Consider the following 25,230-nt stretch of genomic DNA (forward strand, 5'->3'; position numbering starts at 1 on the left):
TTATAAATTAATTATATTATATTTGTCATCATAAAATGAATTTCGAAATGAAAAATTACGTTATAGGATTAGATTACGGAACAGATTCTGTTCGTGCGGTGCTAATAGATACTGAAAATGGGCAGGAATTGGCATCCAATGTTTCTCATTACAAAAGATGGAAGAATAAGCAATATTGTGATGCATCGATTAATCAGTTCCGTCAGCATCCTTTGGATCATATTGAAGGATTGGAAATTACGATTCAAAATGTTGTTAAGGAAAGCAAAGTTGATCCTGCTGCAATAAAAGGAATCTGTATAGATACTACAGGATCTTCTCCTGTACCAGTTACAAAAGACGGAATTCCATTGGCTTTGACAAAAGGTTTTGAGGAGAATCCAAATGCGATGATGGTGTTATGGAAAGATCATACATCGATAAATGAAGCAAACGAAATCAACGAACTGGCAGTTAGCTGGGGCGGAGAGAACGTAACAAAATATGTAGGTGGAATTTATTCATCAGAATGGTTCTGGGCAAAAATCCTGCATATTGCAAGACAAGATGAAGCGGTTCAAAATGCAGCACACACCTGGATGGAACACTGCGATTTAATGACCTATTTGTTAATTGAAGACAAAGATTTAAAAACATTTAAAAGAAGCCGTTGTGCTGCGGGTCACAAAGCAATGTGGCACGAAGACTGGAACGGACTTCCTCCGGTTGAATTCTTAGAAAAATTACATCCGTATTTAGCACAGCTTCGTGGAAATTTATACGACGAAACCTATACTTCAGATTTAGTTGCCGGAAATTTAAGCAAAGGATGGGCAGATCGTTTAGGACTTTCTACAGATACAGTTGTAGCGGTAGGAACTTTCGATGCACATTCTGGAGCAGTTGGTGCAAAAATTGGCGAAAACACTTTGGTTCGTGTTATGGGAACTTCAACCTGCGATATTTTGGTGGGTTCTTATGAAGAAGTAGGTACCAAAACCGTTCGCGGAATCTGCGGTCAGGTTGACGGATCTGTGATTCCCGGATTTATTGGTCTTGAAGCAGGACAATCTGCTTTTGGCGATTTATTAGCCTGGTACAAAGAACTATTGATGTGGCCAACAGAACAATTATTAGGTTCATCCTCTCTTTTAAATGATGCCCAAAAAGAACAATTAAGAGAAGAATTCAGTGATAAATTAATTGTAGAATTAACCAAAGAAGCTGAAAAGATTCCGTTGTCTGAAAGTATCCCAACCGCTTTAGACTGGATCAACGGACGCAGGACTCCGGATGCTAATCAGGAAGTAAAAAGCGCCATTTCAAACTTATCTTTAGGATCAAAAGCACCTCATATTTTTAAAGCTTTAGTAAACGCAATCTGTTTTGGATCTAAAAAAATCGTCGATCGTTTTGAAGAAGAAGGTGTAAAAATTGACAGCGTGATCGGTATCGGTGGTGTTGCCCGTAAATCGCCTTTTATCATGCAGACTCTGGCTAACGTTTTAAACAAGCCAATAAAAGTTGCTCTATCAGATCAGGCGCCTGCTTTGGGAGCTGCAATTTATGCTGCTGTAGCTTCAGGAATTTATCCAAATGTGATTGAAGCCAGTCAAAAAATGGGAAGCCCTTTTGAAAGTGAATACACGCCACAACTTGACAAAGTGGCTGCTTACAACAAATTACTTTTAGCATACGACCAATTAAGTAGTTATGCCGATCCATCTATTAAAATTACAGAAAATGAGTTCTCTTTATAAAGATTTAAAACAAGAATGTTACGAAGCCAACATGCAGTTAAATGCATTGAATCTGGTGGTATATACTTTTGGAAACGTAAGCGCAGTCGACAGAAAAAATGGTGTTTTTGCCATTAAGCCAAGCGGCGTTCCTTACGAAGATTTAAAACCGGAAGATATTGTGATTGTCGATTTTGACAATAATATTATCGAAGGAACCATGCGTCCATCATCAGACACAAAAACGCATGCTTACTTATACAAAAACTGGCCGAATATTGGAGGTGTTGCGCATACACATGCGACCTATTCGGTGGCTTGGGCGCAGTCGCAACGTGATATTCCAATTTTTGGGACAACACATGCAGATCATTTAACGGCTGATATTCCGTGCGCCCCGCCAATGGCAGATTCGCTTATCGAAGGAAACTACGAACACAATACCGGAATTCAGATTTTGGATTGTTTCAAAGAAAAAAATCTTTCCTACGAAGAAGTAGAAATGGTTCTAATTGGAAACCACGGTCCGTTTGCCTGGGGAAAAAATGCAGCAAAAGCGGTTTACAACAGCAAGGTTTTAGAAGTCGTAGCCGAAATGGCGTACCTGACTTTACAAATAAATCCGAATGCGCCAAGATTGAAAGATTCCTTAATAAAGAAACATTACAATCGTAAACACGGAAAAGATTCGTATTACGGACAGTAATTGAGATTTTGGAATCAATGAAAAAGCAGATTGTGAATTAAATTATTGTTGAGAATTTTATTTAATAACCATAGCTGAATTTAGATGTTTATCATTTATAAAACGCATGGCAATACTTTTTGAATCAAATAATAACCAAAATAATTAATTAACCTAAAACCAAAAAAAATGAAAAAAAAAGCTTCACTTTTTAGTTGTCTGTTTTTTATTACACTTTCTGCTTTCTGTCAGGTAAAAGAAAATGAAATTACAATTACGAATTCAAAGGGTAAACCTGAACTCATTAATTTCAAGGAAACCAAAATTAATGCGGATGACAAATCGGTAAATGCTTTTTTAAAAAAACAATTTGAGTCTAAAACGGATGATGATTTTGTATTAGATTCTAAAAACACCAGAATTGAAAACAAACTTGAATCAAAAAAATACAAACAATATTACAAAGGATTAAAAGTAGAATTTGGTATTCAGAATGTAGTTTCTGAAAATGGTGTTGTAAAAACCGCAAATGGCAGGTATGTAGATGTAAAAAATCTGGAGACAAAAGCTAAATTATCAGAAAAAGAAGCATTGACATATGCTATAAAAAATATTGATGCAAAAGAATATATGTGGGAGAGTAAAGAAAATGAAGATTTTTTTAAGAAGGAACAAAATGATCCATCTGCAACTTATTATCCAAAAGGGGAACTGATAATTGTAGAAAAAGATTTATTTGGAGAAAATCCAATACCGACACTTGCTTATAAATTTAACATTTATGCTTCAAATCCAGTAAGCAGAGATTATGTATATGTAGATGCCAATAATGGAGAAATACTGCTTAAGGATGCAATAATAAAGCATATTCAAGGAACTGGAGATACTAAATATAGTGGACAAAGAGTAATAGAAACACAACAAACAGGAAGTCAATACAGACTAAGGGATTATACTCGTGGGAATGGTATTGAAACCTATAATATGAACAGAACTGCAAATTATGCTAGTGCAACAGATTTTTTAGATAACGATAATAATTGGACAAGTGCCGAATATAATAATTCAAATCAGGATAATGCTGCACTAGATGCTCATTGGGGGCTGAGAAAACATATGATTATTTTTTGTCTAAACACAATAGAAATAGTTATAATGCTAATGGAGCAATACTCAAAAATTATGTACATGCAGATTTGATAGCTATGGGTTATGGTAGTAACACCAATGCATTTTGGAATGGATCAGCTATGACTTATGGAGATGGTTCATATCCGTTTAGTGCCATAACAAGTATCGATGTTGTAGGTCATGAAATAGGTCATGGTGTTTGTGAAAATTCGGCAAATTTATTTTACGGTTATGAATCCGGTGCAATTAATGAAGGATTAAGTGATATTTGGGGAGCAATGATTGAATTTTATTCGGATCCTAATAAGCAGACATATTTAATGGGTGAAGAACTTATACCCGGGTCTGCATTTAGATCTATGTCTAATCCAAAATATTATGGAGATCCGGACACTTATGGAGGTACTTATTGGTCTAATCCAAATTGCGGAACTGCAAATAGTTCCAATGATTATTGTGGTGTTCATAGCAATAGTGGTGTTTTAAACCATTGGTTTTACATTTTAGCAGAAGGTAAATCGGGAACTAATGATTTAGGTAATAGTTATAATGTAGCGGGTATTGGTAAAGATAAAGCTGCAAAAATTGTGTATAGAGCAGAAACTGTATATTTTACTTCAACTACAAATTTTTCACAAGCGAGAACTTTAACGCTACAGGCAGCTAATGATTTATATGGAGCCAATTCTTTAGAAGCGATAACGGTATGTCAATCCTGGTTTGCTGTTGGAGTAGGAAGTGGAAATTGTATTGCGGCACAAATAACAGGACCTGATGCAATTTGTAATACTACATCAAATAATACTTATACAGTTAGTAATCTATTACCAAATTCAAGTGTTGTCTGGAGTGTTTCTGCGAATTTAAGTATTGTTAGTTCAACAAATTCAACTGTAGTTGTAAAAGCATTAAATACAACTTCTGGACAATCTACCATTACTGCAAATATTTCCGGACAAATTGTTACAAAAAATGTTTGGTTAGGAATTCCACAATTTAACGTTCAAAAAACAAATGAAACTTGTGGTCAGTATCGTTTTGTGACATTAACGATAACAAATTCTGATACTTCACATATATATAACTATTCGTTTTCTTATTTGCCAACAGGAGTTACTTATGTTCAGAGTTCCTATAACGTATTTCTTTTCAAAATATCGAATACATATACACAAAATTCTTTCACTTATGGTGTTACTGCAACTTTGGGATGTTCTTCAGGTACATATGGCAATTATGTTATGTTTGGTAGTTGTCCACCATTTGGCTCATCTACGACAAATACATTAAATGCTACAGCTGTAGGAGAATCAACAATATATAAAGTTTATCCAAATCCAAGTGATAATATTCTAAATATATCATTATTTGATGAAAATAATGCACCTGCAAAAACATCCACAATTAATGCCATTCTTTATGATCTGAATGGACAAAAAGTAGATGGTATTACAGTGGTTAATAATATTGCATCATTGAATGTTAGTCATTATAAAAAAGGAATATACGTATTGACAATAAATATTGATGGTAAAACAGAAACCCATCAAGTAATAGTTAAATAATAAAAGTATAATTAAATATTATAAACAACAGTTATAGAACGATCTGGATTCATTCAGAAATAATTAAAGAATAAAGAATAAATAAACGATTAAAAGATGATAGATATCTCTCAAAAAGAAGTTTGGTTTGTAGTAGGAAGCCAGGAATTATACGGTGAAGAAACATTAAGAAAAGTAGCAGAACATTCTCAGATAATTGCAAAAGGGTTAGGAGAATCGTCTCAAATTCCTGTAAAAGTAGTTTATAAGGATGTGGTAAAATCTCCGGCTCAGATTTTAGATGTATGTCTGGCAGCAAACACTACTAAAAACTGTATCGGACTTATCACCTGGATGCATACTTTCTCACCTGCAAAAATGTGGATTGGCGGATTAAGCATCTTGAAAAAACCATTATGCCACTTGCATACCCAATACAATGCTGAAATTCCGTGGGGATCTATCGACATGGATTTCATGAATTTAAACCAATCTGCTCACGGAGATCGTGAATTTGGTTTTATCATGTCAAGAATGCGCAAAAAACGTAAAGTGGTTGTTGGGCATTGGGAAGACGAAAGAGTTCAGAAAAAATTAGGGATCTGGACAAGAGTTGCTTTAGGATGGGACGAACTTCAGAACTTGAAAGTGGCTCGTATTGGAGACAATATGCGTGAAGTTGCCGTTACGGAAGGTGATAAAGTAGAAGCTCAAATCCGTTTCGGAATGTCGGTTAACGGTTTTGATTCTTCTGATGTGACCAAACATATCGAGAAAGTTACAGAGCAGCAATTAAACGATTTATTAGCGGTTTATGAAGCTTCTTATAATTTGACTGATTCTTTAAAAGAAGGCGGAGCACAAAGAAGTTCATTAGTAGAGGCAGCAAAAATTGAATTAGGTTTAAGAGCTTTCCTTGAAGAAGGAGGTTTTGGAGCTTTTACAGATACATTTGAAAATCTGGGAGCATGGAAACAATTACCGGGAATCGCTACACAAAGATTAATGGCCGATGGTTATGGTTTTGGTGGAGAAGGCGACTGGAAAACAGCTGCAATGGTTCGTGCATTAAAAGTAATGAACATTGGTCTTGAAGGAGGAACTTCGTTCATGGAAGATTACACATACCACTTTACACCACAAAAATCATACGTTTTAGGATCACATATGTTGGAAATCTGTCCATCTATCGCTGACGGAAAAGCTTCCTGCGAGGTTCACCCGTTAGGGATTGGCGGAAAAGAAGATCCAGCACGTTTGGTATTCAACTCACCTGCAGGAGAAGCAATCAATGTTTCATTAGTGGATATGGGGAACCGTTTCCGTTTAATCGTAAACGAAGTTGTTGCGGTTAAACCAATGGCTGAATTGCCAAAATTACCGGTTGCAAGAGTTTTATGGGATTGTAAACCAAACCTGGATATTGCAGCTACAGCATGGATTTTGGCTGGAGGAGCACACCATACAGTGTACAGCCAGTCAGTTACAACTGAGTTTATGGAAGATTTTGCAGACATTGCCGGAATTGAATTGTTGGTGATTGATGAAAAAACGACTATCAGAGATTTTAAAGATAAAATTAATGCCAACGAAGCGTACTACCATACGTTTCAACACGGATTGTAATATAAACTAAGTCAAAAGTCTAATGTCGAAAGTCTAAAAGTGCCAATGTAACGAATGAAACCTTGGTAAATTTTGTAACTTCGACCTTAGATTTTTGACTTTAAGACTTTTGACTTTACAACTTTAAACCAAAAAAATTATGAATGTATTAAAACGTTGTGTTTTCGGAATTGCGATAATCGGTTTGACAACACTTTCTGTTCAATGTAAAAGCGATAAAAAAATGGATGCAACCACAACTCAAGACACAAAAGATTCTGTAACAATTGTAAAATCTGATTACGGAACAACTCCAAAAGGAGAAAAAATTGAAAGCTATAAGCTGAAAAACCAAAATGGGATGGAAGTGGATATCATCACTTTTGGAGGTATTATCACTGATTTGAAAGTGCCAAATAAAGACGGTGTTTCTGAAAATGTAGTAACCGGATTTAATTCTCTGGAACAATACATGAAGCCAAACCCGTTCTTTGGTGCATTGATCGGACGTTTCGGAAACCGAATTGCAAAAGGTAAATTTACATTAGACGGTAAAGAATATACACTGGCTACAAACAACGGACCTAATGCGCTGCACGGAGGACCGGAAGGTTTTTTTAGAGCAGTATGGAAAGCAGAAGAAACAAAATCAGGAGAAGCTGCTGTTTTGAAATTATCTTACTTAAGCAAAGATATGGAAGAAGGCTATCCTGGAAATCTAAAAGTTGTAGTGACTTATACGTTAACTAAAAACAACGAACTTGAGGTACTTTACGAAGCTACTACTGATAAAAAGACAGTTGTAAATTTAACACAGCATACGTATTTTAACTTATCGGGGGATTTCTCTAAAACAATTTTAGATCACGAGATTACTTTAAATGCCGATAAAATTGTTCCGGTAGATGCTACTTTAATTCCAACAGGAGAATTACAGGATGTAGCCAATACGCCATTCGATTTCAGAAAACCAAAATTAATTGGAAAAGAAATCGATGCTAAAGATGAACAATTGATAAGAGGAAAAGGTTACGATCACTGCTGGGTACTAAATAATACAGAAAAAGGCAAAACAGTTATTGCAACAGCTTACCACCCTGCAAGCGGAAGAGTTTTAGAAATGACCACAGACGAACCTGGAATTCAGTTCTATTCTGGAAATTTCCTTGACGGAACTTTACCAATGCGTAACGGCGGAACTTATGCACAAAGAACAGGTTTCTGTTTAGAAACAGAACATTATCCGGATTCTCCAAACCAGAAAAACTTTCCAACGACAGTTTTAAATCCTGGCGAAAATTATAAGACTAAGACAACTTTTAAGTTTTCTGTAAAAAATAATTTTTGAAATTTAGTTAATTTTAAAAAACCTCGAAATTTTTGATTTCGAGGTTTTTTTGTTTAGATTTTTGAGTATTTATACTTGATTGATTTTTGTAATTCTTTTTTACATTTGATGAAGTGTAAAACGAAAAATGACTTTCGACAATTAATCATCTTTTAGGTGCATAGAAAGTTTATTTTGTTTATATCCAAGCTTTATGAAACACTAAGAACTAATCAATCATTTAAAATGCAAATATGACAACAGAACAATTTAAAGCAGATTATTATTTAGAAAAGATTTATGAAAATATATCCGAAACAGAATTTAATTGTAAATTAACAATAAAAAGGAAGTCTGATGATGCCTTTATAACTGGACTCAAAACAAAAATAAATGTTCTCGAAGTAGGTCAAGATATTGCAGATTCCAAATTTGAAATTAATACAATTGACTGGGAAGCATATTTAGATGCGACAATCATTATGCAGTTTAATTTATTAATGTTGAAAATTAACCTTATAGATATTTATAATACTGACGGAAAGAAAAATATTGCTGACTTTTTCGAAGAAAATCCGTTTCACAAAGATTAAGCTTTCGCTTAACAGCAGTTACACAAGATTTAGCAAGTCCGAATAATGGACTTAATTTATTTCCAAACCTCTTGTAACAAGAAAATGTTACAAACAACTATAAATCAATATATTGCAACTATTCAGTAATATTCAAAGCGAATTAATAAATCGAATTGTAAATTCAAAGAAAGGTTTACAAATTGCAGTAACATGGTTTACTAATCATGAGCTTTATAATGCCATTATAAAAAAATTAGAAACGCCTAACTTCAACTTAGAATTAATTGTATTAAACGATAGAATTAACAACAAAAAAGAAGGCGTAAATTTTCAAAAGTTAATCGACTTAAAAGCTAAATTCTACTATTCAAATGTTGAAAATATGGTTCATCACAAATTCTGTATAATTGACAATGAAATTGTGATTACGGGTTCTTATAATTGGACGTATTATGCTGAAAACCGAAATTGGGAGAACGTTTTAATATCTGATGATTCGCAAGTAGTAAAAAACTATGTCGAAGAGTTTGAAAGAATAAAAAGTGTACACAAACTTGTAGAAACAATTGCAATTGAAGAGAGAGACGATATTTCAATCAATTTTAATGACTACTTAGAAACGGATTATATTTATCAAGCGAAGGCTGAAGAAAAAAAAGGAAACGATTTAGGAGTTGCAAAAATCTATACTGAATTACTCAAAATTAATAATAAGCAAAGCGAAATAATTTCGGCAAGAAATAAAATTTTACAAAAGTATAATTCAAAAAAGTTTGAGGTAGCGCCGTTTGAAATTGGAATCCTTTTTAAAGATGGATATATTACAGTAATTCCTGCATTTTCAAAATTACCTTTTACTTTTGAAAAAAATGGAAAAACATCAGTTGATAAACAGACTGGAATTTTAGTAACGATTCAAAAAAATGATTATATCAAGAAAAATATATTACAAATCTCTTTGAACAACATTAAGCCATCACCAGCTGGAACATCTAAAATAAAACATACAATTACATTGAAAAATGACGGTCAATTAACTGTACATTGTAAAGAATTAGATGGTTATGGACGAACAAACGTTGGTCAAATTAATATAAAAGACTGTCTATAACAACTCAAGACCATGGCAGATTTTTGGGATGTTATAAATTTAAGGTTTTTAGATACTTTTACATTCGGAAGATAGTGCTTTCTACGAGTTACGCCTCGATTCAGATCGCTCGGATATACAAAAACTTCTTAGTAAGATAACGCGGATTTGTAATCCGTGTCCGCAAAGAAATTTACCAAGATATAAAGACATGTCTAATTTCTGAATTAGTTTTGTTTTTACTTGCATTATAGTTAAATTTGGTTCAATAACTTTCTGAAGAGAAACACACATTGTAAAAGAACTAATAGATGCTTTATCTAAAAAGTAATTTACAATAACAAATTTTTTAATTATGACAGCAACAACCATAAAACAAGTAAATGCAAAGCTTAAAAGTTTACCTGATGCTTTGGTAGAAGAAGTCGAAAAATACATTGATTTTCTTGCCTTTAAACACTCTCAGGAAACTCAAGAAATCCCTGAGTGGCATAAAGAAGTAGTTTTAAAACGAATAAAAGACAAGAAAGCTCCTGTAGATGCTTTTGCTATGTTAGACAATTTAGAGCGTTAAATTGAAAAAATACACTTTAGTTGCTGAGCCAATAGCGGAAGGCGATTTAAAACAACCTCAAGATTTTGATTTTTTTTATGGATTAAAAGTTAGCCACGAATTACACTAATTTTTACGAATTATTCGTTTTTGTCATTTCGACGAAGGAGAAATCTTCGCAAGTAATTCCGCAACGATAATCCAATCTTTGTCGAGTTTCTCGGGAAGATTTCTCCTTCGTCGAAATGACAAGATTGGGGCAAAAATTTGCTACTCTGCGCCTTTGCGAGATTAATTCTTTACCACATAAAATCTTAACTTAACAAAAGTAAATAATAGTAAATGAAACATTTTTTTAAAGCAACAATAAATTGGACTTCCAACCAAAATCAGGAACAATCAGTAAAAAAAAATTACAGCAAAACCCATCAAATTAAAATCGAAGGAAAACCAATTTTAGACGTTTCAGCCGCAAAAGCTTTCAAAGGCGATCCCGAATTATACAATCCTGAGGATTTACTCTTAAGCAGTTTGGTTTCCTGCCATATGATGTCGTATTTATATGTGTGTTCCCAAAACGGAATTGAAGTTTTAGAATATACCGATAATGCCGAAGCAACACTCGAAGTTACTGCCGATGGAAGTGGTCGCTTTACAGAAGTTCGTTTACATCCGAAAGTGAAGATTGCAAATGTAGATAAAATGCAGGAAGCTTTAGAGCTGCATATAAAAGCGAATCAATTGTGTTTTATAGCCAATTCATGTAATTTTCCGGTTCTGCACAATGCTACTTGCGAAACGGCATAAAAAAAGAGACTGTATGAACAGTCTCTTCGTATATTGTCTTTTTTTTTATTTTTTTTTTTGATTGGGGTTTTGGCAAAACAAATTAATTTTTTAAGTCTTTGATTACTTTAAAAGCAACATCAACTTGTTCTTCTCCTACCAGAATTGTAAATTCGTTTGAAGTAGAAATTACTTCATTAATAATGATTCCTTCCCATGCTAAACGCTGAAAAATGAAATAATAAATCCCGGGAACTACAATATTTTCTTTTGGTAATTTTACGGTAATTGAAGCCAGGTTATCCAATTTTTGAATCAGTTTTTCGCGGATAAAATGTTTTTCAACTAAATGGTTGATACTGCTGCTTACTACGATATTGGTTTCGTTTACGCCACGTGATGAGGTATAAAAAATATCAGATAGTACATTAATATCAGAAATCAAATCAGCTTGTTTGTTTAAAACAGTGTCAGAAGCTGCAAAAGTGTAATCTGTCAATTCAGAACGAACTGTGATTTCTCCAATGTTTTTAATGACCTTGTTGATTTTGTGGTTTAGTTTAAAATCTAACTCTTCTGTCAGTCTTTTTAGGGACATTACTACAGCACCTTGTTTTACTTCTTTACCAAATTCACTTTCCAGTTCGGTCATGATGTTGCGCGACAAAGAAGTCAGGTTAATAATTCCAAGAGAAAGAGCATTGAGTAAAAATGGCTTGGTCTTGATGTAATTTTCTACAATAGAAGAAACGGTTTTCATAATCTTTAATTGTTTTTTGAACGTAATTGTGTTAGTTTGGTTGTTTTTGATGTTATAAATCTCTGCAAAGATAAATAAAAAAACAATTTGTTACAAATATAACAATAAAAAAATATGTTAAAAATGATAAAATGCGTCAGTAAGATGCTCAATAGCAAATGTTTCCTCGGTTTTATGGATGGCAATAATGTCAAAACGAATTTCTAAATCATTATCAAAATCCTTTTCCCTATCGTTTATGTAGGCATTTACTGCTTTTATGAGAAGCTGAATCTTTTTTGGTTTCACAAAATCCTGAGGAGAACCATAATCTAAACTCGATCTGGTCTTTACTTCTATCACGGCCAAAAAATGATCTTTTTTAGCAATAATATCAATTTCGGCTTTTTGAAAAATCCAGTTTCGTTCTAAAATTTTATAATCATTTTGAAGCAGATATTCTACGGCAAGATCTTCACCTTTTTTCCCAAGTTCGTTGTGTTCTGCCATTTTTTGGAGTTATGAGTTAAAATTTGTGAGATATAAGTGATAATAAAGTGTTGTAAAAAAATATAGGCCATGAAATTATTTGTTAACCTCATAACCTATAATTATTAACTCATAAATTTTTTACTTAAAAACAACATTACTTCCGGAAGCATTCACTTCAATTGAAATCGTACTTCCCATAACTAGTGCACGATTGTCCTGAATATGTCCGGCCGGGAAATTAAAAATCACCGGAATATTGTATTTTTTAGTCACATCGTCAATAATTTCAAGTGCATTTTTCCCCCAAGGAACTTCATTGTCTTTCATTTTGGTCATACCGCCAATAATAATTCCTTTCAGATTTTCGATACAGCCATTTCGACGTAAATTCATCATCATACGATCAATATGATAGAGGTATTCGTCTAAATCTTCAATAAAAAGAATCTTGTCCTTGCAGTCAATTGCCGATGGTGATCCTAATAAACTGTATAAGATAGAAAGATTTCCACCCACCAATTCACCTGTTCCCTGACCAAAACGGTTCATAGTATGAGGCGCAACCGAATAAGACAAAGGCTCACCAAACAAAGCCGATTTCATCGAACTAATGGCTGCCGGAGTCGCACGCGGAATCGTAACCGGCATTACGCCGTGAATCGATTTGTATCCCATCGTATTCAAATGATTGTGTAAAACTGTCACATCGCTAAAACCAACAACCCATTTTGGATGTTGTTTAAATTTGGTAAAATCCAGTAAATCCAGCATTCTGACAGTTCCGTAACCGCCTCGCACACACCAAATCGCCTTAATATTCGGATTATCAAGTTGTTTTTGAAAATCGGCAGCGCGCTGTTCATCTGTTCCTGCCAGTTGATGGTAATCCAGACCAATTGAACTTCCGATTACAGCTTCTAATCCCCAGCTTTTTAGTAAATCTATGGTAGGTTTTAAATTATCGTCGATGTTTTTTCGGGCTGTTGCCAAAAGAGCTACAGTATCTCCTTTTTGTAAATAAGGTGGTGTTATCATATTTTGTTGTGATTGACAGGTAAAGGATTGTAAAGCAAAAATAAGGAATACGAATTTACAAAAAGCAAAAGGGCTGTTTATAGGAAGGAATCTGCTTGTATTCATTTTCTTTTTGGCTTTTGATTTATTGATAACAAAGATAGAGATTTAAAAAAATAAAATTAATTGAAATTTCTTACAAATGTAAAAATTCATTAATTTCAGCGATTTAAAAACCCCATTTTTATGCAAATAACAATACTTAGAATTTTTTTGATTTTCTTTTTTTCAATTACGTCTTTTGGTCAGGCTAAAAAATATGTAATCCATACAGTAGCTTTTTACAATTTCGAAAATCTTTTTGACACAATTGATGATGTTTACACCAATGATGATGAATGGACACCTTTGGGAAGTCAAAACTGGACAACAGAAAAATACAATCAGAAACTGCAAAACCTTTCAAAAGTCCTATCAGAAATTGGCAAACCGGAAAACCCAAATGCGCCTGTTTTTGTTGGAGCTTCAGAAATTGAGAACAGAGGTGTTCTGGAAGATTTAGTGAAACAGCCCGGATTATCGCCCTTTGATTACGGAATCATCCATTTTGATTCGCCGGACAAACGCGGAATAGATGTGGCTTTATTGTATCAGAAGAAATTTTTCAAGCCCACTACTTTTTCAAACATACCTTTATATATATTAAAAAATAAAGAGAAAGAAGAAGAAAAAAACGAAGAATCACCTGATGAAGAGACAGCAATAAAAAAGGAAAACAACCGTGTTTTTACCCGTGACCAGCTTTTGATAACGGGTTTTTTAGAAGGAGAAGAAATCAGTATTATAGTTAATCACTGGCCTTCGCGTTCCGGAGGTGAAAAAGCCACAAGTGAATATCGGGAAGCAGCCGGAAAATTAAACCGCAAAATAATGGATTCGTTACAGCAAATCAATCCAAATGCAAAAGTGATTACAATGGGCGATTTAAATGACGGTCCTTATAACAAAAGTATAAAAGTTGCCTTGGGGGCAAAAGCCAAAAAAGCAGAAGTTCCGGAATTTGGCACTTATAATCCTTTTGAAGAAATGGCGAAACGGGGCATGGGAACAACAGCTTTTCGGGATTCCTGGGATATTTTCGATCAGATCATTATTACGGAATCACTTATAAAACCTGATTTTTCATCATTCAAATTCTGGAAAGCCGGAATTTTCAATAAACCGTATCTTATCCAGAATTCAGGAAAATACAAAGGATATCCGCTACGGCACAGTACAAATGAAGTAGGTTTCAGTGACCATTTTCCGGTTTATATTTATCTGATAAAAGAAATGTAGATCCATAAACACATTGCAGTGCGTCTCTACAAATTTTCCTTAACTTAGCCTCTCAGAAACTTAGAATCTCAAAAAATGGCCATAGCAAAACCTTTCAACCTGACTAAATGGATAGACGAAAACCGTCATTTACTAAAACCGCCTGTTGGAAATAAAAATTTATATGTAGACTCCGGTGATTATATTGTGATGATTGTCGCAGGCCCAAATGCCAGAAAAGATTATCATTACAACGAAACCGAAGAACTTTTTTACCAGCTGGAAGGAAATATAAAAGTAGTCATTCAGGAGGATGGCGAACGCAGGGAAATGATTCTGAATGCAGGCGATATGTACCTGCATCCTGCAAAAGTTCCGCATTCACCCGTTCGTTCGGAGGGTTCAATAGGTTTGGTAATTGAGCGAAAACGTGCCGGACTGGGTTATACGGATGGTTTGCTTTGGCATTGTGATAACTGCAACCATAAATTATATGAAGTGTTTTTTGAACTGCACAATATCGAAAAAGATTTCCTCCCACATTTCGAACATTTCTACAATTCAGAAGAATTAAGAACCTGTGATAATTGCGGAACCGTTATGGAATCTGACCCAAGATTTGTGGCTAAAAAATAATTTTCAAAAGATTTATGAACTATTTCCCGCTATTTGTTACAAACGAAGTTCACTGAACTCCGATTAAAATAAAAACTAAGTGAAGTAATCGGGGTTATTATGTTTTCAAAAGTTTTTTTTAATTAAACTCTTAATCGGACAATAAAAATATAAATCCGAAAAAAAGCAAACCTAATCCAAGGCAAAGACAAATTGTGTTTACAGGCGCACCAATATTTTCAGACCAGGCTATGCCGTTTAAAATAAAACCAGTAATCATCATTGCAATAGGGAATACTATTTTTTTCATTTGACTATTATTTCAAACTCTCAACAATCCCTTTCAAAAAACCATTAAAATCAAAAGCAGGATCTTCTTTCAATCCCATTCTCACAATCACCATATCTTTTGACTGAATAATAGCAACCATTTGTCCCTGATATCCGTTGCAGTAAAACATGTCGCGGGGAGCTTCAGGAAATTTCCCGCCGGCGTTTAGCCAGTATTGTGCGCAGTATTTTCCTTCAGAAGTATTGGTTGGGGTTGCGGTGTATTTTACCTAGCTTTCGTCGAGAATTTGTTTACCGTTCCAATTGCCTTTATTTAGATATAATAATCCAAATTTTGACCAGTCACGTGCAGTTGCCCATGCGTATGAGGAACCTACAAAAGTTCCGCTCATATCCTGTTCCACAATCATAGAGTTCATTCCGATTTTATCGATTACGGCACTGTACCAAAAATCAAGATATTCCTGTTGGGTTTTAAATTGTCTTTTTAAAATCAGTGATAATAAATTGGTCGTTCCCGAAGAGTAGTTCCAATGTGTGTTAGGTTTAAATTCAGCGGGTTTGTCCAGTTGGACTTTCCCCATATCTTCTGCCTGAAAAAGCATTTTGGTAGCATCGCAAATGGTGTTGTAATTTTCTTCCCACTCCAAACCGGAATTCATGTGAAGCAGATCATTGATAGTGATGTTTTTTCGTTCGTCATTTTGCCATTCTGCGACAGGAGCAGGTTTATAAATATCTATTTTTCCTTGTTTCGCCAAAACTCCAAAAGCCGAACTTGTAATGCTTTTTGTCATTGACCAGCCTAAAATTTTACTGTCTTTCGTAAAACCGGTATCGTATTTTTCGGCAATCAGTTTGTTTTTGTACAAGACAACTACGGCACGGGTTCGTTTTAACTTTCCACCCGATTTGTCAAAAGCGTTGTCGATTGTTTTTTTTAATTGGTTATAATCAATATTCGAAAAAATAGTGTCTTTTGGCTCGATGTTTCCGTAAGGGAAAGGCAAAGTTTTAGATTTTAATCTTCTGGGAAGCAAATAGGGTTTTGAAACATCAAAATCATCATTTATTAAAGTTGCTCCCAAACCTTCACGGTAAATGGCTTTTCGTTCCTTTAATCCGTAGACATTGGAAGTAGCAAATTTTCCGGCATCATCAATTGTGTTTGTTGCCAGGTCGATGAGGTTAATATCATTGTCGGTTTTTTCGATTAACTCTTTCGAACGGTTATCCAAAAAATGTCCCGAAGCAATACTTTTGGCTGAAAAGCCTGAAATCAGATCCAGTTTTGGATAAGTTGTAAAACCAAAATAAAGAATTATTAAAAGAAGAAGAATGCCAAGTAAACGAAAGACTTTTTTCATAATTTTTTGCAGTTGTTTTGAATGCAATATAAATAATTTATAGACAGGATTTTATCAGGCTGGTTTTTAAATTATTGGAAAGAAACTCTGAAAAAAAGAATTAATTTTTGAGGAATCTGCATTACAATTTTGAATTTGATAGTACTATAAAAGGAAATGATAGAATTGGCAGATAAAACAATTTAGATTTAGTACTTTTGTAAATAGAATTTTTCTAAATAAATTATGCTGGATATTCAAAAAATAAGAGCTGATTTTCCCATACTTTCTGAAAAAGTAAACGGAAAACCATTAATATATTTCGACAATGGGGCAACCTCGCAAAAACCACAAATCGTGATTGATGCTGAAGCGAAATATTATCAGGAAATAAACGCCAATATTCACCGTGGAGTTCATACTTTAAGCCAGTTAGCGACTGACGCTTATGAAATTTCACGGGTAAAATTGCAACATCATATCAATGCCAAATTTTCTCACGAGGTTTTATTTACTTCGGGGACAACACACGGAATCAATTTAGTAGCGAATGGTTTTGCTTCTATTTTAAAACCGGGTGATGAAGTTTTAGTTTCTTCTCTGGAACATCACAGCAATATAGTGCCGTGGCAAATGTTGTGTGAAAAAACGGGAGCTGTCTTAAAAGTGATTCCGATCAATGAAGAAGGAGAGCTGATCATGAGCGAATACGAATCTTTATTATCTGATAAAACCAAAATCGTTACCGTAAACCATATTTCGAATGCACTTGGTGTAATCAATCCTGTGAAGGAAATGATTGCTAAAGCACATGCCGTTGGAGCTGCTGTTTTAATTGACGGAGCACAGGCTGTTCCGCATTTAAAACCGGACGTTCAGGATTTGGATTGTGATTTTTACGCTTTTTCAGGGCATAAAATGTGCGGGCCAACCGGAACCGGAATTTTGTACGGAAAAGAAGCGTGGCTAAACAAACTTCCTCCTTATCAGGGCGGAGGAGAGATGATTAAAGAAGTAACTTTCGAAAAGACAACTTATGCCGATCTGCCTCATAAATTTGAAGCCGGAACACCAAATATCGCTGGCGGAATTGTTTTAGGTACAGCTGTTGATTACTTGAATAATATAGGCTTTGGAAATATACAGCTTCAGGAAAACAAACTTTTGGAACACGCTACAAAACGTTTACTTGAAATTGAAGGCTTGAGAATTTACGGAAATGGAAAAAATAAAGCTTCGGTAGTTTCGTTTAATATCGACGGGATTCATCCTTATGATATTGGTTCAATCATTGATAAATTAGGAATTGCAGTTCGTACCGGACATCACTGTGCGCAGCCAATCATGAATTTCTTTTGCATACCGGGAACCATTCGTGCATCTTTTTCTTTTTACAACACCAAAGAAGAAATTGATGTAATGGTTGAGGCTGTTAAAAAGGCAAAAACCATGTTAAGCTAAAAATTCATCTTATGAGAATACTATCTTTATTGCTTGTGGTTATGTTTATCGGAACGGGATGTTCCAGCCAAAAAAAAACAGACATGACGTCAACAGTTATTGAATATTCGGCTATGTCGAGAGGTTATTATAAAAAGATAGTGGTGCAAAATCAAACGGTTTTAGTTACTAAAGGAAGAGATACACAAACCGTAGAAAATAAAATAGATAAGGCAAATTGGGAAAAAATTGTAACCGAATTTGAAAAGATAGATTTAGAAAAAATTCCAACATTGAAAGCACCAACCGAAAAACGTTTTTATGATGGCGCTGCAATTGGAAATTTAAAAATAACCCAAAATCAGAAAACCTACGAAACACAAGGTTTTGACAATGGTTCCCCTCCAAAGGAGATTGAAAAACTGGTTAATTTGCTGACTGATTTTGCTAAAGAATAATTATGACAATTAAAGAAATACAAGACGAAATAATAGACGAGTTTTCGATGTTTGATGACTGGATGCAGCGTTACGAATACATCATCGAATTAGGAAAAAGTCTTCCGTTAATCAAAGAAGAATACAAAACCGACGAAAATTTAATCAAAGGATGTCAGTCGAAAGTCTGGCTTCAGGGAGAACAAAAAGACGATAAAATTGTGTTCACGGCAGACAGCGATGCGATTTTGACAAAAGGAATAATCGCAATTTTAATCCGCGCTTTCTCCAATCAAAAAGCATCAGACATTATAAATGCGGATACGCAATTTATAGACGAAATTGGTTTAAAGGAACATCTATCTGCAACACGTGCAAACGGTTTAGTTTCAATGATAAAAAACATTAAAATGTACGCTTTGGCTTTTGATTCAAAAAACAAAAATTAAAAGTTTTTTTAACCATATAAGTTCATATTAGAAAATATAAGCTTTGTGCTTACTGGTTTACTTAAGAAAGAAAATCATATAAGATTACAGTATTTAATTAACTTATATTACTTATATGGTGAAAAATAAAAAAAAGTAAGTTTTATCGTTCTTTTTTATTTCTTATTATTGTGAAAAAATTACATGATAACAAAGAAATATTTAACGGATTTAATTTATCAGGTTAATGGAGCGGCGATTGAAGTTCATAAAAATATTGGCGCAGGGCTTTTAGAAAACATTTATCATCAGTGCTTGATAAGAGAATTATCTTTAAGAGGAATAAATTTTCAATCTGAGTTGATTATTCCGGTTGAATATAAGGGCTTAGTATTGGAATCAGATTTAAGATGTGATTTATTTATAGAAAATTGTTTAGTACTTGAATTAAAAGCTGTTGATCAGATTATTCCAGTTCATATTGCCAAATTAATGTCTTATATGAAACTTTTAAAGTCTCCAATTGGACTAATGATAAACTTTAACGTTACAAATATTTTTCACGAAGGCCAAAAAACATATGTCAACGAATTGTATCGCTGGTTAGAAGATTAAAAAAAATAAAAATTAAACCATATAAGTTATATAAGTAAATTTAAGTTCGCTTCTTAAATGCGCTTTTATTATCCGACACAAATAGGTTTCAAAAATTAAATGAACTTATATCACTTATATGGTGAAAAAGAAAAAACAAATAAAATGGAACAAGAAATAGACACAAACGAATTAGGAGAATCAATTGTAAAAGTTTTAAAAACGATTTACGATCCTGAGATTCCTGTAGATATTTACGAATTAGGATTGATTTATGATGTAATGGTGAATACGGATTACGAAGTGAAAATCCTGATGACTTTAACATCTCCAAACTGTCCTGTTGCAGAAAGTTTGCCACGTGAAGTGGAAGAAAAGGTAAAAACAATTGAACATATAAAAGATGTAGATGTTGAAATTACTTTTGATCCGCCATGGACCAAAGATTTAATGAGCGAGGAAGCAAAATTAGAATTAGGAATGCTTTAAAAATAGTCATAAGCCTAAAAGTCATAAAGTCTTAAATTATAAGACTTTATGACTTTTAGGCTTCGGCTTTCAGACTAAAAAAATGGAAGAAATTATCAATAAAGTTGCCAACAGCGTCTTAGAAGTTTTTGATCTGGAGGATTATTATCCAAAAGGAATGCGCGTGCAGATTGATATTTCGCAATGGCTTCTTGAAGGATTTCTATTAAAAGAAAAAGACTTTAGGGAGCATCTTAAAAATCATGACTGGTCGCAATATCAGGATCAATATGTCGCCGTAAATTGCAGTACAGATGCTATTATTCCGGCTTGGGCATTAATTTTAGTTGCAGTACAATTAGCTCCATTTGCAAAAAAAGTAGTCAATGGAACAATAGAAGATCTGGACGGAAGTTTATACGAAGAAATTTTGCCTGCAATAGATTATTCATCCTATAAAAACAAACCTGTTATTGTAAAAGGCTGTTCCAGAAAACCGGTACCTATGCGTGCTTATATTTTAGTTACGACATATCTTCAGCCATTTGCAAAAAGTATCATGTACGGAGAAGCTTGTTCTGCAGTACCCTTGTACAAAGAATCTAAGAAATAACGTACTTTTGCTATCTGTTTATCTTAAGGCTTTTGCTGGTTTTTAGTATATTTGTTACTACAATATAAACTAAACATTATGAGAAAGATACTTCTATTACTCTTCGTTTTAGCAAATTTAGCTTTAGTTCAGGCACAAAACACCGAAAAAGAATTAATTCAGAATACCGAAAAAGCAGTTAAAATTATAAACGATACTGTTGTAGATGAAGGCTGGAAAACCAAAGGAACCGTATCACTGTTGTTAAATCAATCGAGTTTCAACAACTGGATTGCAGGAGGAGAAGACAGTTTTTCAGGGACTCTTGGAATTAATTACGACTTCAATTACAAAAAAGACGATATAACCTGGGATAACAAAATTCTGGCTTCTTACGGACTTTTACAGACTAAAACGGCTGATTTCGCAAAAAAGACGGATGACCGTTTAGAATTTAACTCTATTGTAGGTAAAAAAGCTTTTGGAGAATGGTATTACTCCTATTTTTTGAATTTTAGGACACAGTTCACAACAGGATATATTTATGGTCAGGATAGTAACGGAAAAGAAATCAGAACAGAAAGTACTAAGTTTTTGTCTCCGGGTTATCTGACTACTGGTCCTGGTATTTACTGGTCAAAAGATGCCAATCTAAAAATAAACTTTGCACCATTAACCTCAAAATTCACTTTTGTAGATAATGCTTACACTTCAGGAACTGGTTACGTAGATGGAACTTATTTTGGAGTTGATGCTAATAAAAGTGTACGTTACGAATTAGGTTTTTATTCCTCGATTTATTACAAACTGGCTATTATGACCAACGTAACTGCAGAAAACACCCTGAATGTTTATTCAAACTATTTAGAAGATCCACAAAATGTTGATATGGATTACTCTTTAAATATCATTATGAAAGTTAATAAATATCTATCAGCCAATTTTTCTTTCCAGGCCATTTACGATGATAATGCTTTCAGGGGATTTCAAACCAGACAAGTTTTTGGACTAGGGATTAGTTTCGGATTTTAAAAGTTTTAAAAGCAATAACAAAAGGCTGCTGAAAATTTTCAGCAGCCTTTTGTTATTATATATTGTTGTATCTGGTTTATACTTTAATAAAAATATAGATTATTTTTTTGCACTTACAATATCAGGAATTTTTATTCTTCGTCCTTCTCAATCGCATCCTTGTAATCCGGATACAGGAATTTATTATAAGGGAATCTGGTAATATGAATCCATCCGGTGCTCGTTTGCAACGAGTACCAGCTTATTGCTGTGAACTAAATAAAGCGTTTGTAACCGGATAATTTATGTAGATTACTAAATGTGGGCTTTTTTCAAATATATTGATTTTAAAACAACTGTAATTTTTCATTTATATTACATAGTTTATCATTCGGATTGTTTATTTCTTAAATTAAAAAGAGAAGGCCGTCTAAAATGATAAACGGCTTCTTTTTTTCTAAAATCTGCCTATTTCTTTTTATAATTTTCAAGATTATAATTTGTTCTCACTACATCACCTACAATTTGCTGTTTAAAATATGCTTCTTTTTCGGGTGTCCATTGGCCACTTTTTGTACGATCAATAATTAATTTGTTAGCGTCAAGGGGAGGCTGCCAGGTTATTATGATGTTTACAGGGATCTCCCCTTTTTCTAATTTTCTACTGGTTTCAAAACCATCATAAATTTCAAAGTATGTATAACTTACTTTTTTGGTGTTACTAAAATCAGGGGTAAACATGATATTTTTTATTGGGATATCTAGGTCGTCTAATAATACTTCAAATTTTTTACCTATATAATATTCTTTTCTGTCTAAAATTTTAGTTTGTACGTATTTTAAAGTATCTCCCTGAAATTCTTTCAGTTCTTTATGATTTGGATTTTTAGACTTTGATGCAATTGTGACATCTTGTTTTGTTAGGGCTTCTTGTTTTGATTTACAGGAAACCAAAACAATTAGTACTATAAAAAATATTTTTTTCATTTTCATTTTTTGGTTTATTTGCAATCGTTTATTATAATGATAGTATTTCCGTTAGGGTCATCACCAACTAATTTGATGTCGATTTTTTTTTAGTTAAAGACATTAGGATCATAAAATTCAGCTATAACAACCCATTTATCCTTTGTTTTTTTAACTAAACATATTTTTTTATCAATGCTCGCCATTGGTACAAAACTATAATAATATAAAAGGGCATACATTTTATTTTCAGAAATAATAGGTTTTGAAATAACATTTCCTGACGTGTTTAAAGAAAAACTTTGATTCGCAATTTTAGAATCGAATTCTTTTCTTTTTATTATTGGAATGTCTAGAGAATTGAAGTTTTTTAACTTCCAATGATATCCTAAAGTATCGTTTTTATAAATTGATTTTAATTCTTCTATTTCAGCCATATTTATTGGCCATACTTTTAAATTACGAGGAGAAGAATCAATTCTTCTGTTGTGAAATATTGAATCCCGATCTAAATATGCTATTTTGTAATATTCTAAAACATTTTCATTCGAACCTGCTTCTTCAATTAAGTAGGAGGCATCTGTGTTTTGTGTGCGTTTTAAATTCTCTTCTTTAATAAAGTCCTGAACTATTTGCTCTTCAATTTTAATTGAGCAAGAAGATCCAAATAATATTAAAAAAATATTAAGTGATAGTATATACTTTTGCTTAATTTTATTTATTACATAGTTTATCATTCGGATTGTTTATTTCTTAAATTAAAAAGAGAAGGCCGTCTAAAATGATAAACGGCTTCTTTTTTTCTAAAATCTGCCTATTTCTTTTTATAATTTTCAAGATTATAATTTGTTCTCACTACATTACCTACAATTTGCTGTTTAAAATACGCTTCTTTTTCAGGAGTCCATTCAGCTCGTTTGGTTCTATCTATTATTAATTTATCTACTTCATCAGCATTAAGTGGTGTCTGCCAGGTTATTATGATGTTTACAGGAATCTCCCCTTTCTCTAATTTTCTACTGGTTTCAAAACCATCATAAATTTCAAAAATGGTATTACTGACTTTTTTTATGTTATTAAAATTGGGAGTGTACATGAATCTTTCAATAGGTATGTTTAAATCATTTAATAGAACTTCAAATTTTTTACCGATGTAATATTCTTTTCTGTCTAAAATTTTAGTTTGTACGTATTTTAAAGTATCTCCCTGAAATTCTTTCAGTTCTTTATGATTTGGATTTTTAGACTTTGATGCAATTGTGACATCTTGTTTTGTTACGGCTTCTTGTTTTGATTTACAGGATATCAAAACAGTAAATAGTACAAATAGTAATTTTTTCATTTTATGAATTCAAATGTTAATTTATAGATCAACTGATCCTGTTTTCAAAAAAATAAAATAAAGAGGCTTGTCTGGCTTTTTAGACAAGTCCTTTAAGGCTTATTAGTAATTGGGTACAACCATACCTATTTCTTTTATTATATTTTGCCCGTAATAATTTTTCTCTTCTTCTGTCCACTGACCATTATTTTTGCGTAATAGTTCAATTATTTTTTCTTGGGGTAAGGGAGTCTCCCAATCAATAGTTAATACAAGTGGGTTCTTTTTATCTTTTATTTTTACTCTTTTTTCTGTTCGGGTATGAAAATTTAAACTTAGACCGTTACTTAAGTATAAATTTGAACCATAAGAATTTGAACAATATTGTATGTCAATTTCCAAATCATTTAATAATATGTCTAAAGGTTTTCCTTTGTAAAAATCTCGGTTTTGAAGAAAATTTGTTTCTAGGTATTTTAAGGTATCTCCCTGAAATTCTTTTAGTGTTTTATAGTTTGGATTTTTATCTTTAGAAATAGCTATAATGTTTTCTTTTTCCAGAGGTCTAATTTCTTGTTTGGATTTACAGGCTACCAAAACAGTAAATAGCATAAATAGTATTTTTTTCATTTTTATAAGTTTTAGTTACAATCAATAATACTGTAAACAGGAATTCCATTCGGGCTCGTGGCTGGAGCATCCTCTCTCAAGTCAATTTTTTTAAAATTAATTGTTGTTGCATTAGATTTTAATAAAGTGACACCAGCATTCTGCAGGACATGAGCAGTAGCTCTTGTAAAAGCTTCCTGTGGTGTATATCCCGCTATTTGTAGGTTATCATTTGTCTCCCAAAATAAATCTCCTATATTCGTTCCGTGTGCAAAATTATTATCAGTTCCAACAAATCCAGAGTTGTTATTGATAAAAGTATTTAGTTTAGCAGCATCATTAATGTATAAGGCATAAATGTTTCCATCAGCAGATGAAACATACGATGTTGTGAAATTACTTGTTAGCCCCCGTTTATTGTTTAAAGCTTTTAAATCTTGAGCTGAAGGAGCAAAAGCCCCTGGAGGTGTATGAATATGAATGTCGGCAATTACATTTACTGTAAAGTCCATACTAGACCCCCCATCGGGCAGTAT

General features: G+C 33.3%; 26 protein-coding genes and 2 pseudogenes. 18 read left to right on the top strand and 10 right to left on the bottom strand.

Annotated features, from left to right (window positions below):
* Positions 1–47: 47 nt before the first annotated feature.
* From BXU10_RS07765 to BXU10_RS07815, 9 genes and pseudogenes are all read left to right on the top strand, one after another.
* The gene (locus tag BXU10_RS07765; protein WP_078227940.1) at positions 48–1,739 is read left to right on the top strand and encodes a ribulokinase; all 1,692 of its coding nucleotides are present in this window, start codon (positions 48–50) and stop codon (positions 1,737–1,739) included.
* Entirely contained in the window at positions 1,723–2,424 is a 702-nt protein-coding gene (locus BXU10_RS07770; RefSeq protein WP_025570946.1) for an L-ribulose-5-phosphate 4-epimerase, read from the top strand. The genes BXU10_RS07765 and BXU10_RS07770 overlap by 17 nt, the downstream gene beginning before the upstream one ends.
* Positions 2,425–2,858: 434 nt before the next feature.
* A pseudogene (locus tag BXU10_RS25735) lies at positions 2,859–5,096 on the top strand (hypothetical protein); the annotation flags it as partial.
* A gap of 99 nt (positions 5,097–5,195) precedes the next feature.
* On the top strand, positions 5,196–6,704 hold the full coding sequence (araA, locus tag BXU10_RS07785; protein ID WP_078226859.1) for an L-arabinose isomerase: 1,509 nt from the start codon (positions 5,196–5,198) through the stop codon (positions 6,702–6,704).
* Positions 6,705–6,843: 139 nt separating this feature from the next.
* Complete coding sequence (locus tag BXU10_RS07790) at positions 6,844–8,031, top strand: aldose epimerase family protein (protein ID WP_078226860.1); 1,188 nt, start codon at positions 6,844–6,846, stop codon at positions 8,029–8,031.
* Positions 8,032–8,264: 233 nt separating this feature from the next.
* On the top strand, positions 8,265–8,603 hold the full coding sequence (locus BXU10_RS07795; RefSeq protein WP_078226861.1) for a hypothetical protein: 339 nt from the start codon (positions 8,265–8,267) through the stop codon (positions 8,601–8,603).
* Between the two features lie 112 nt (positions 8,604–8,715).
* Positions 8,716–9,696, top strand: a complete 981-nt coding sequence (locus BXU10_RS07800; RefSeq protein WP_189328069.1) for a phospholipase D-like domain-containing protein — start codon at positions 8,716–8,718, stop codon at positions 9,694–9,696.
* A 334-nt stretch (positions 9,697–10,030) separates the two neighbouring features.
* On the top strand, positions 10,031–10,249 hold the full coding sequence (locus BXU10_RS07810) for a DUF2281 domain-containing protein (RefSeq protein ID WP_078226864.1): 219 nt from the start codon (positions 10,031–10,033) through the stop codon (positions 10,247–10,249).
* A gap of 321 nt (positions 10,250–10,570) precedes the next feature.
* Positions 10,571–11,035 (top strand): OsmC family protein, encoded by a 465-nt coding sequence (locus BXU10_RS07815; RefSeq protein WP_078226865.1) that lies wholly within the window; start codon positions 10,571–10,573, stop codon positions 11,033–11,035.
* A gap of 82 nt (positions 11,036–11,117) precedes the next feature.
* On the opposite strand, the gene BXU10_RS07820 is transcribed toward BXU10_RS07815, so the two are convergent.
* The 3 genes from BXU10_RS07820 to BXU10_RS07830 form a co-directional block, all read right to left on the bottom strand.
* Entirely contained in the window at positions 11,118–11,774 is a 657-nt protein-coding gene (locus BXU10_RS07820; RefSeq protein WP_025570960.1) for an aspartate kinase, read from the bottom strand.
* A 117-nt stretch (positions 11,775–11,891) separates the two neighbouring features.
* Positions 11,892–12,263 (bottom strand): YraN family protein, encoded by a 372-nt coding sequence (locus tag BXU10_RS07825; protein WP_078226866.1) that lies wholly within the window; start codon positions 12,261–12,263, stop codon positions 11,892–11,894.
* Between the two features lie 120 nt (positions 12,264–12,383).
* Complete coding sequence (locus BXU10_RS07830) at positions 12,384–13,385, bottom strand: LD-carboxypeptidase (protein ID WP_369801768.1); 1,002 nt, start codon at positions 13,383–13,385, stop codon at positions 12,384–12,386.
* 120 nt (positions 13,386–13,505) lie between these two features.
* Between BXU10_RS07830 and BXU10_RS07835 the strand changes: the two genes are divergently transcribed.
* Both BXU10_RS07835 and BXU10_RS07840 read left to right on the top strand, forming a co-directional pair.
* Positions 13,506–14,597, top strand: a complete 1,092-nt coding sequence (locus BXU10_RS07835) for an endonuclease (protein ID WP_078226867.1) — start codon at positions 13,506–13,508, stop codon at positions 14,595–14,597.
* Positions 14,598–14,672: 75 nt separating this feature from the next.
* Complete coding sequence (locus BXU10_RS07840; RefSeq protein WP_078226868.1) at positions 14,673–15,212, top strand: 3-hydroxyanthranilate 3,4-dioxygenase; 540 nt, start codon at positions 14,673–14,675, stop codon at positions 15,210–15,212.
* A 130-nt stretch (positions 15,213–15,342) separates the two neighbouring features.
* Here BXU10_RS07840 and BXU10_RS24970 read toward each other — a convergent pair whose 3' ends face one another.
* Both BXU10_RS24970 and BXU10_RS07845 read right to left on the bottom strand, forming a co-directional pair.
* Positions 15,343–15,501, bottom strand: a complete 159-nt coding sequence (locus BXU10_RS24970) for a hypothetical protein (RefSeq protein WP_189328070.1) — start codon at positions 15,499–15,501, stop codon at positions 15,343–15,345.
* A 7-nt stretch (positions 15,502–15,508) separates the two neighbouring features.
* A pseudogene (locus tag BXU10_RS07845) lies at positions 15,509–16,849 on the bottom strand (serine hydrolase domain-containing protein).
* A 225-nt stretch (positions 16,850–17,074) separates the two neighbouring features.
* Here BXU10_RS07845 and BXU10_RS07850 point away from each other — a divergent pair.
* The 7 genes from BXU10_RS07850 to BXU10_RS07880 all read left to right on the top strand — a co-directional run bounded on the left by BXU10_RS07850 (position 17,075) and on the right by BXU10_RS07880 (position 21,819).
* Positions 17,075–18,289, top strand: coding sequence for an aminotransferase class V-fold PLP-dependent enzyme (locus BXU10_RS07850; protein WP_078226869.1), 1,215 nt, complete (start codon positions 17,075–17,077; stop codon positions 18,287–18,289).
* 11 nt (positions 18,290–18,300) lie between these two features.
* Positions 18,301–18,726, top strand: a complete 426-nt coding sequence (locus BXU10_RS07855) for a hypothetical protein (protein ID WP_078226870.1) — start codon at positions 18,301–18,303, stop codon at positions 18,724–18,726.
* A gap of 2 nt (positions 18,727–18,728) precedes the next feature.
* Positions 18,729–19,154 (top strand): SufE family protein, encoded by a 426-nt coding sequence (locus BXU10_RS07860; protein WP_078226871.1) that lies wholly within the window; start codon positions 18,729–18,731, stop codon positions 19,152–19,154.
* A gap of 183 nt (positions 19,155–19,337) precedes the next feature.
* Entirely contained in the window at positions 19,338–19,748 is a 411-nt protein-coding gene (locus tag BXU10_RS07865) for a GxxExxY protein (RefSeq protein ID WP_078226872.1), read from the top strand.
* Between the two features lie 144 nt (positions 19,749–19,892).
* Positions 19,893–20,216, top strand: a complete 324-nt coding sequence (locus BXU10_RS07870) for an SUF system Fe-S cluster assembly protein (RefSeq protein ID WP_078227942.1) — start codon at positions 19,893–19,895, stop codon at positions 20,214–20,216.
* Positions 20,217–20,298: 82 nt separating this feature from the next.
* Positions 20,299–20,808 carry a DUF2480 family protein gene (locus BXU10_RS07875; protein ID WP_078226873.1) on the top strand — a complete coding sequence of 170 codons (510 nt, stop codon included), beginning with the start codon at positions 20,299–20,301 and terminating at the stop codon, positions 20,806–20,808.
* Between the two features lie 78 nt (positions 20,809–20,886).
* Complete coding sequence (locus BXU10_RS07880; RefSeq protein WP_078226874.1) at positions 20,887–21,819, top strand: DUF3078 domain-containing protein; 933 nt, start codon at positions 20,887–20,889, stop codon at positions 21,817–21,819.
* 447 nt (positions 21,820–22,266) lie between these two features.
* Here BXU10_RS07880 and BXU10_RS07885 read toward each other — a convergent pair whose 3' ends face one another.
* From BXU10_RS07885 to BXU10_RS07905, 5 genes are all read right to left on the bottom strand, one after another.
* On the bottom strand, positions 22,267–22,785 hold the full coding sequence (locus tag BXU10_RS07885; RefSeq protein WP_123921967.1) for a hypothetical protein: 519 nt from the start codon (positions 22,783–22,785) through the stop codon (positions 22,267–22,269).
* 89 nt (positions 22,786–22,874) lie between these two features.
* Positions 22,875–23,501, bottom strand: coding sequence for a hypothetical protein (locus BXU10_RS07890; RefSeq protein WP_078226876.1), 627 nt, complete (start codon positions 23,499–23,501; stop codon positions 22,875–22,877).
* A gap of 77 nt (positions 23,502–23,578) precedes the next feature.
* Positions 23,579–24,106: a hypothetical protein gene (locus BXU10_RS07895; protein WP_078226877.1), complete on the bottom strand. Its 528-nt coding sequence runs from the start codon at positions 24,104–24,106 to the stop codon at positions 23,579–23,581.
* Between the two features lie 102 nt (positions 24,107–24,208).
* A complete protein-coding gene (locus BXU10_RS07900) occupies positions 24,209–24,715 on the bottom strand; it encodes a hypothetical protein (protein ID WP_078226878.1) in 507 nt (168 codons plus the stop codon).
* 11 nt (positions 24,716–24,726) lie between these two features.
* Positions 24,727–25,206 carry a hypothetical protein gene (locus BXU10_RS07905; protein ID WP_078226879.1) on the bottom strand — a complete coding sequence of 160 codons (480 nt, stop codon included), beginning with the start codon at positions 25,204–25,206 and terminating at the stop codon, positions 24,727–24,729.
* Positions 25,207–25,230: the final 24 nt, after the last annotated feature.

The organism is Flavobacterium sp. LM4, assembly GCF_002017935.1.
GTDB lineage: Bacteria > Bacteroidota > Bacteroidia > Flavobacteriales > Flavobacteriaceae > Flavobacterium > Flavobacterium chungangense.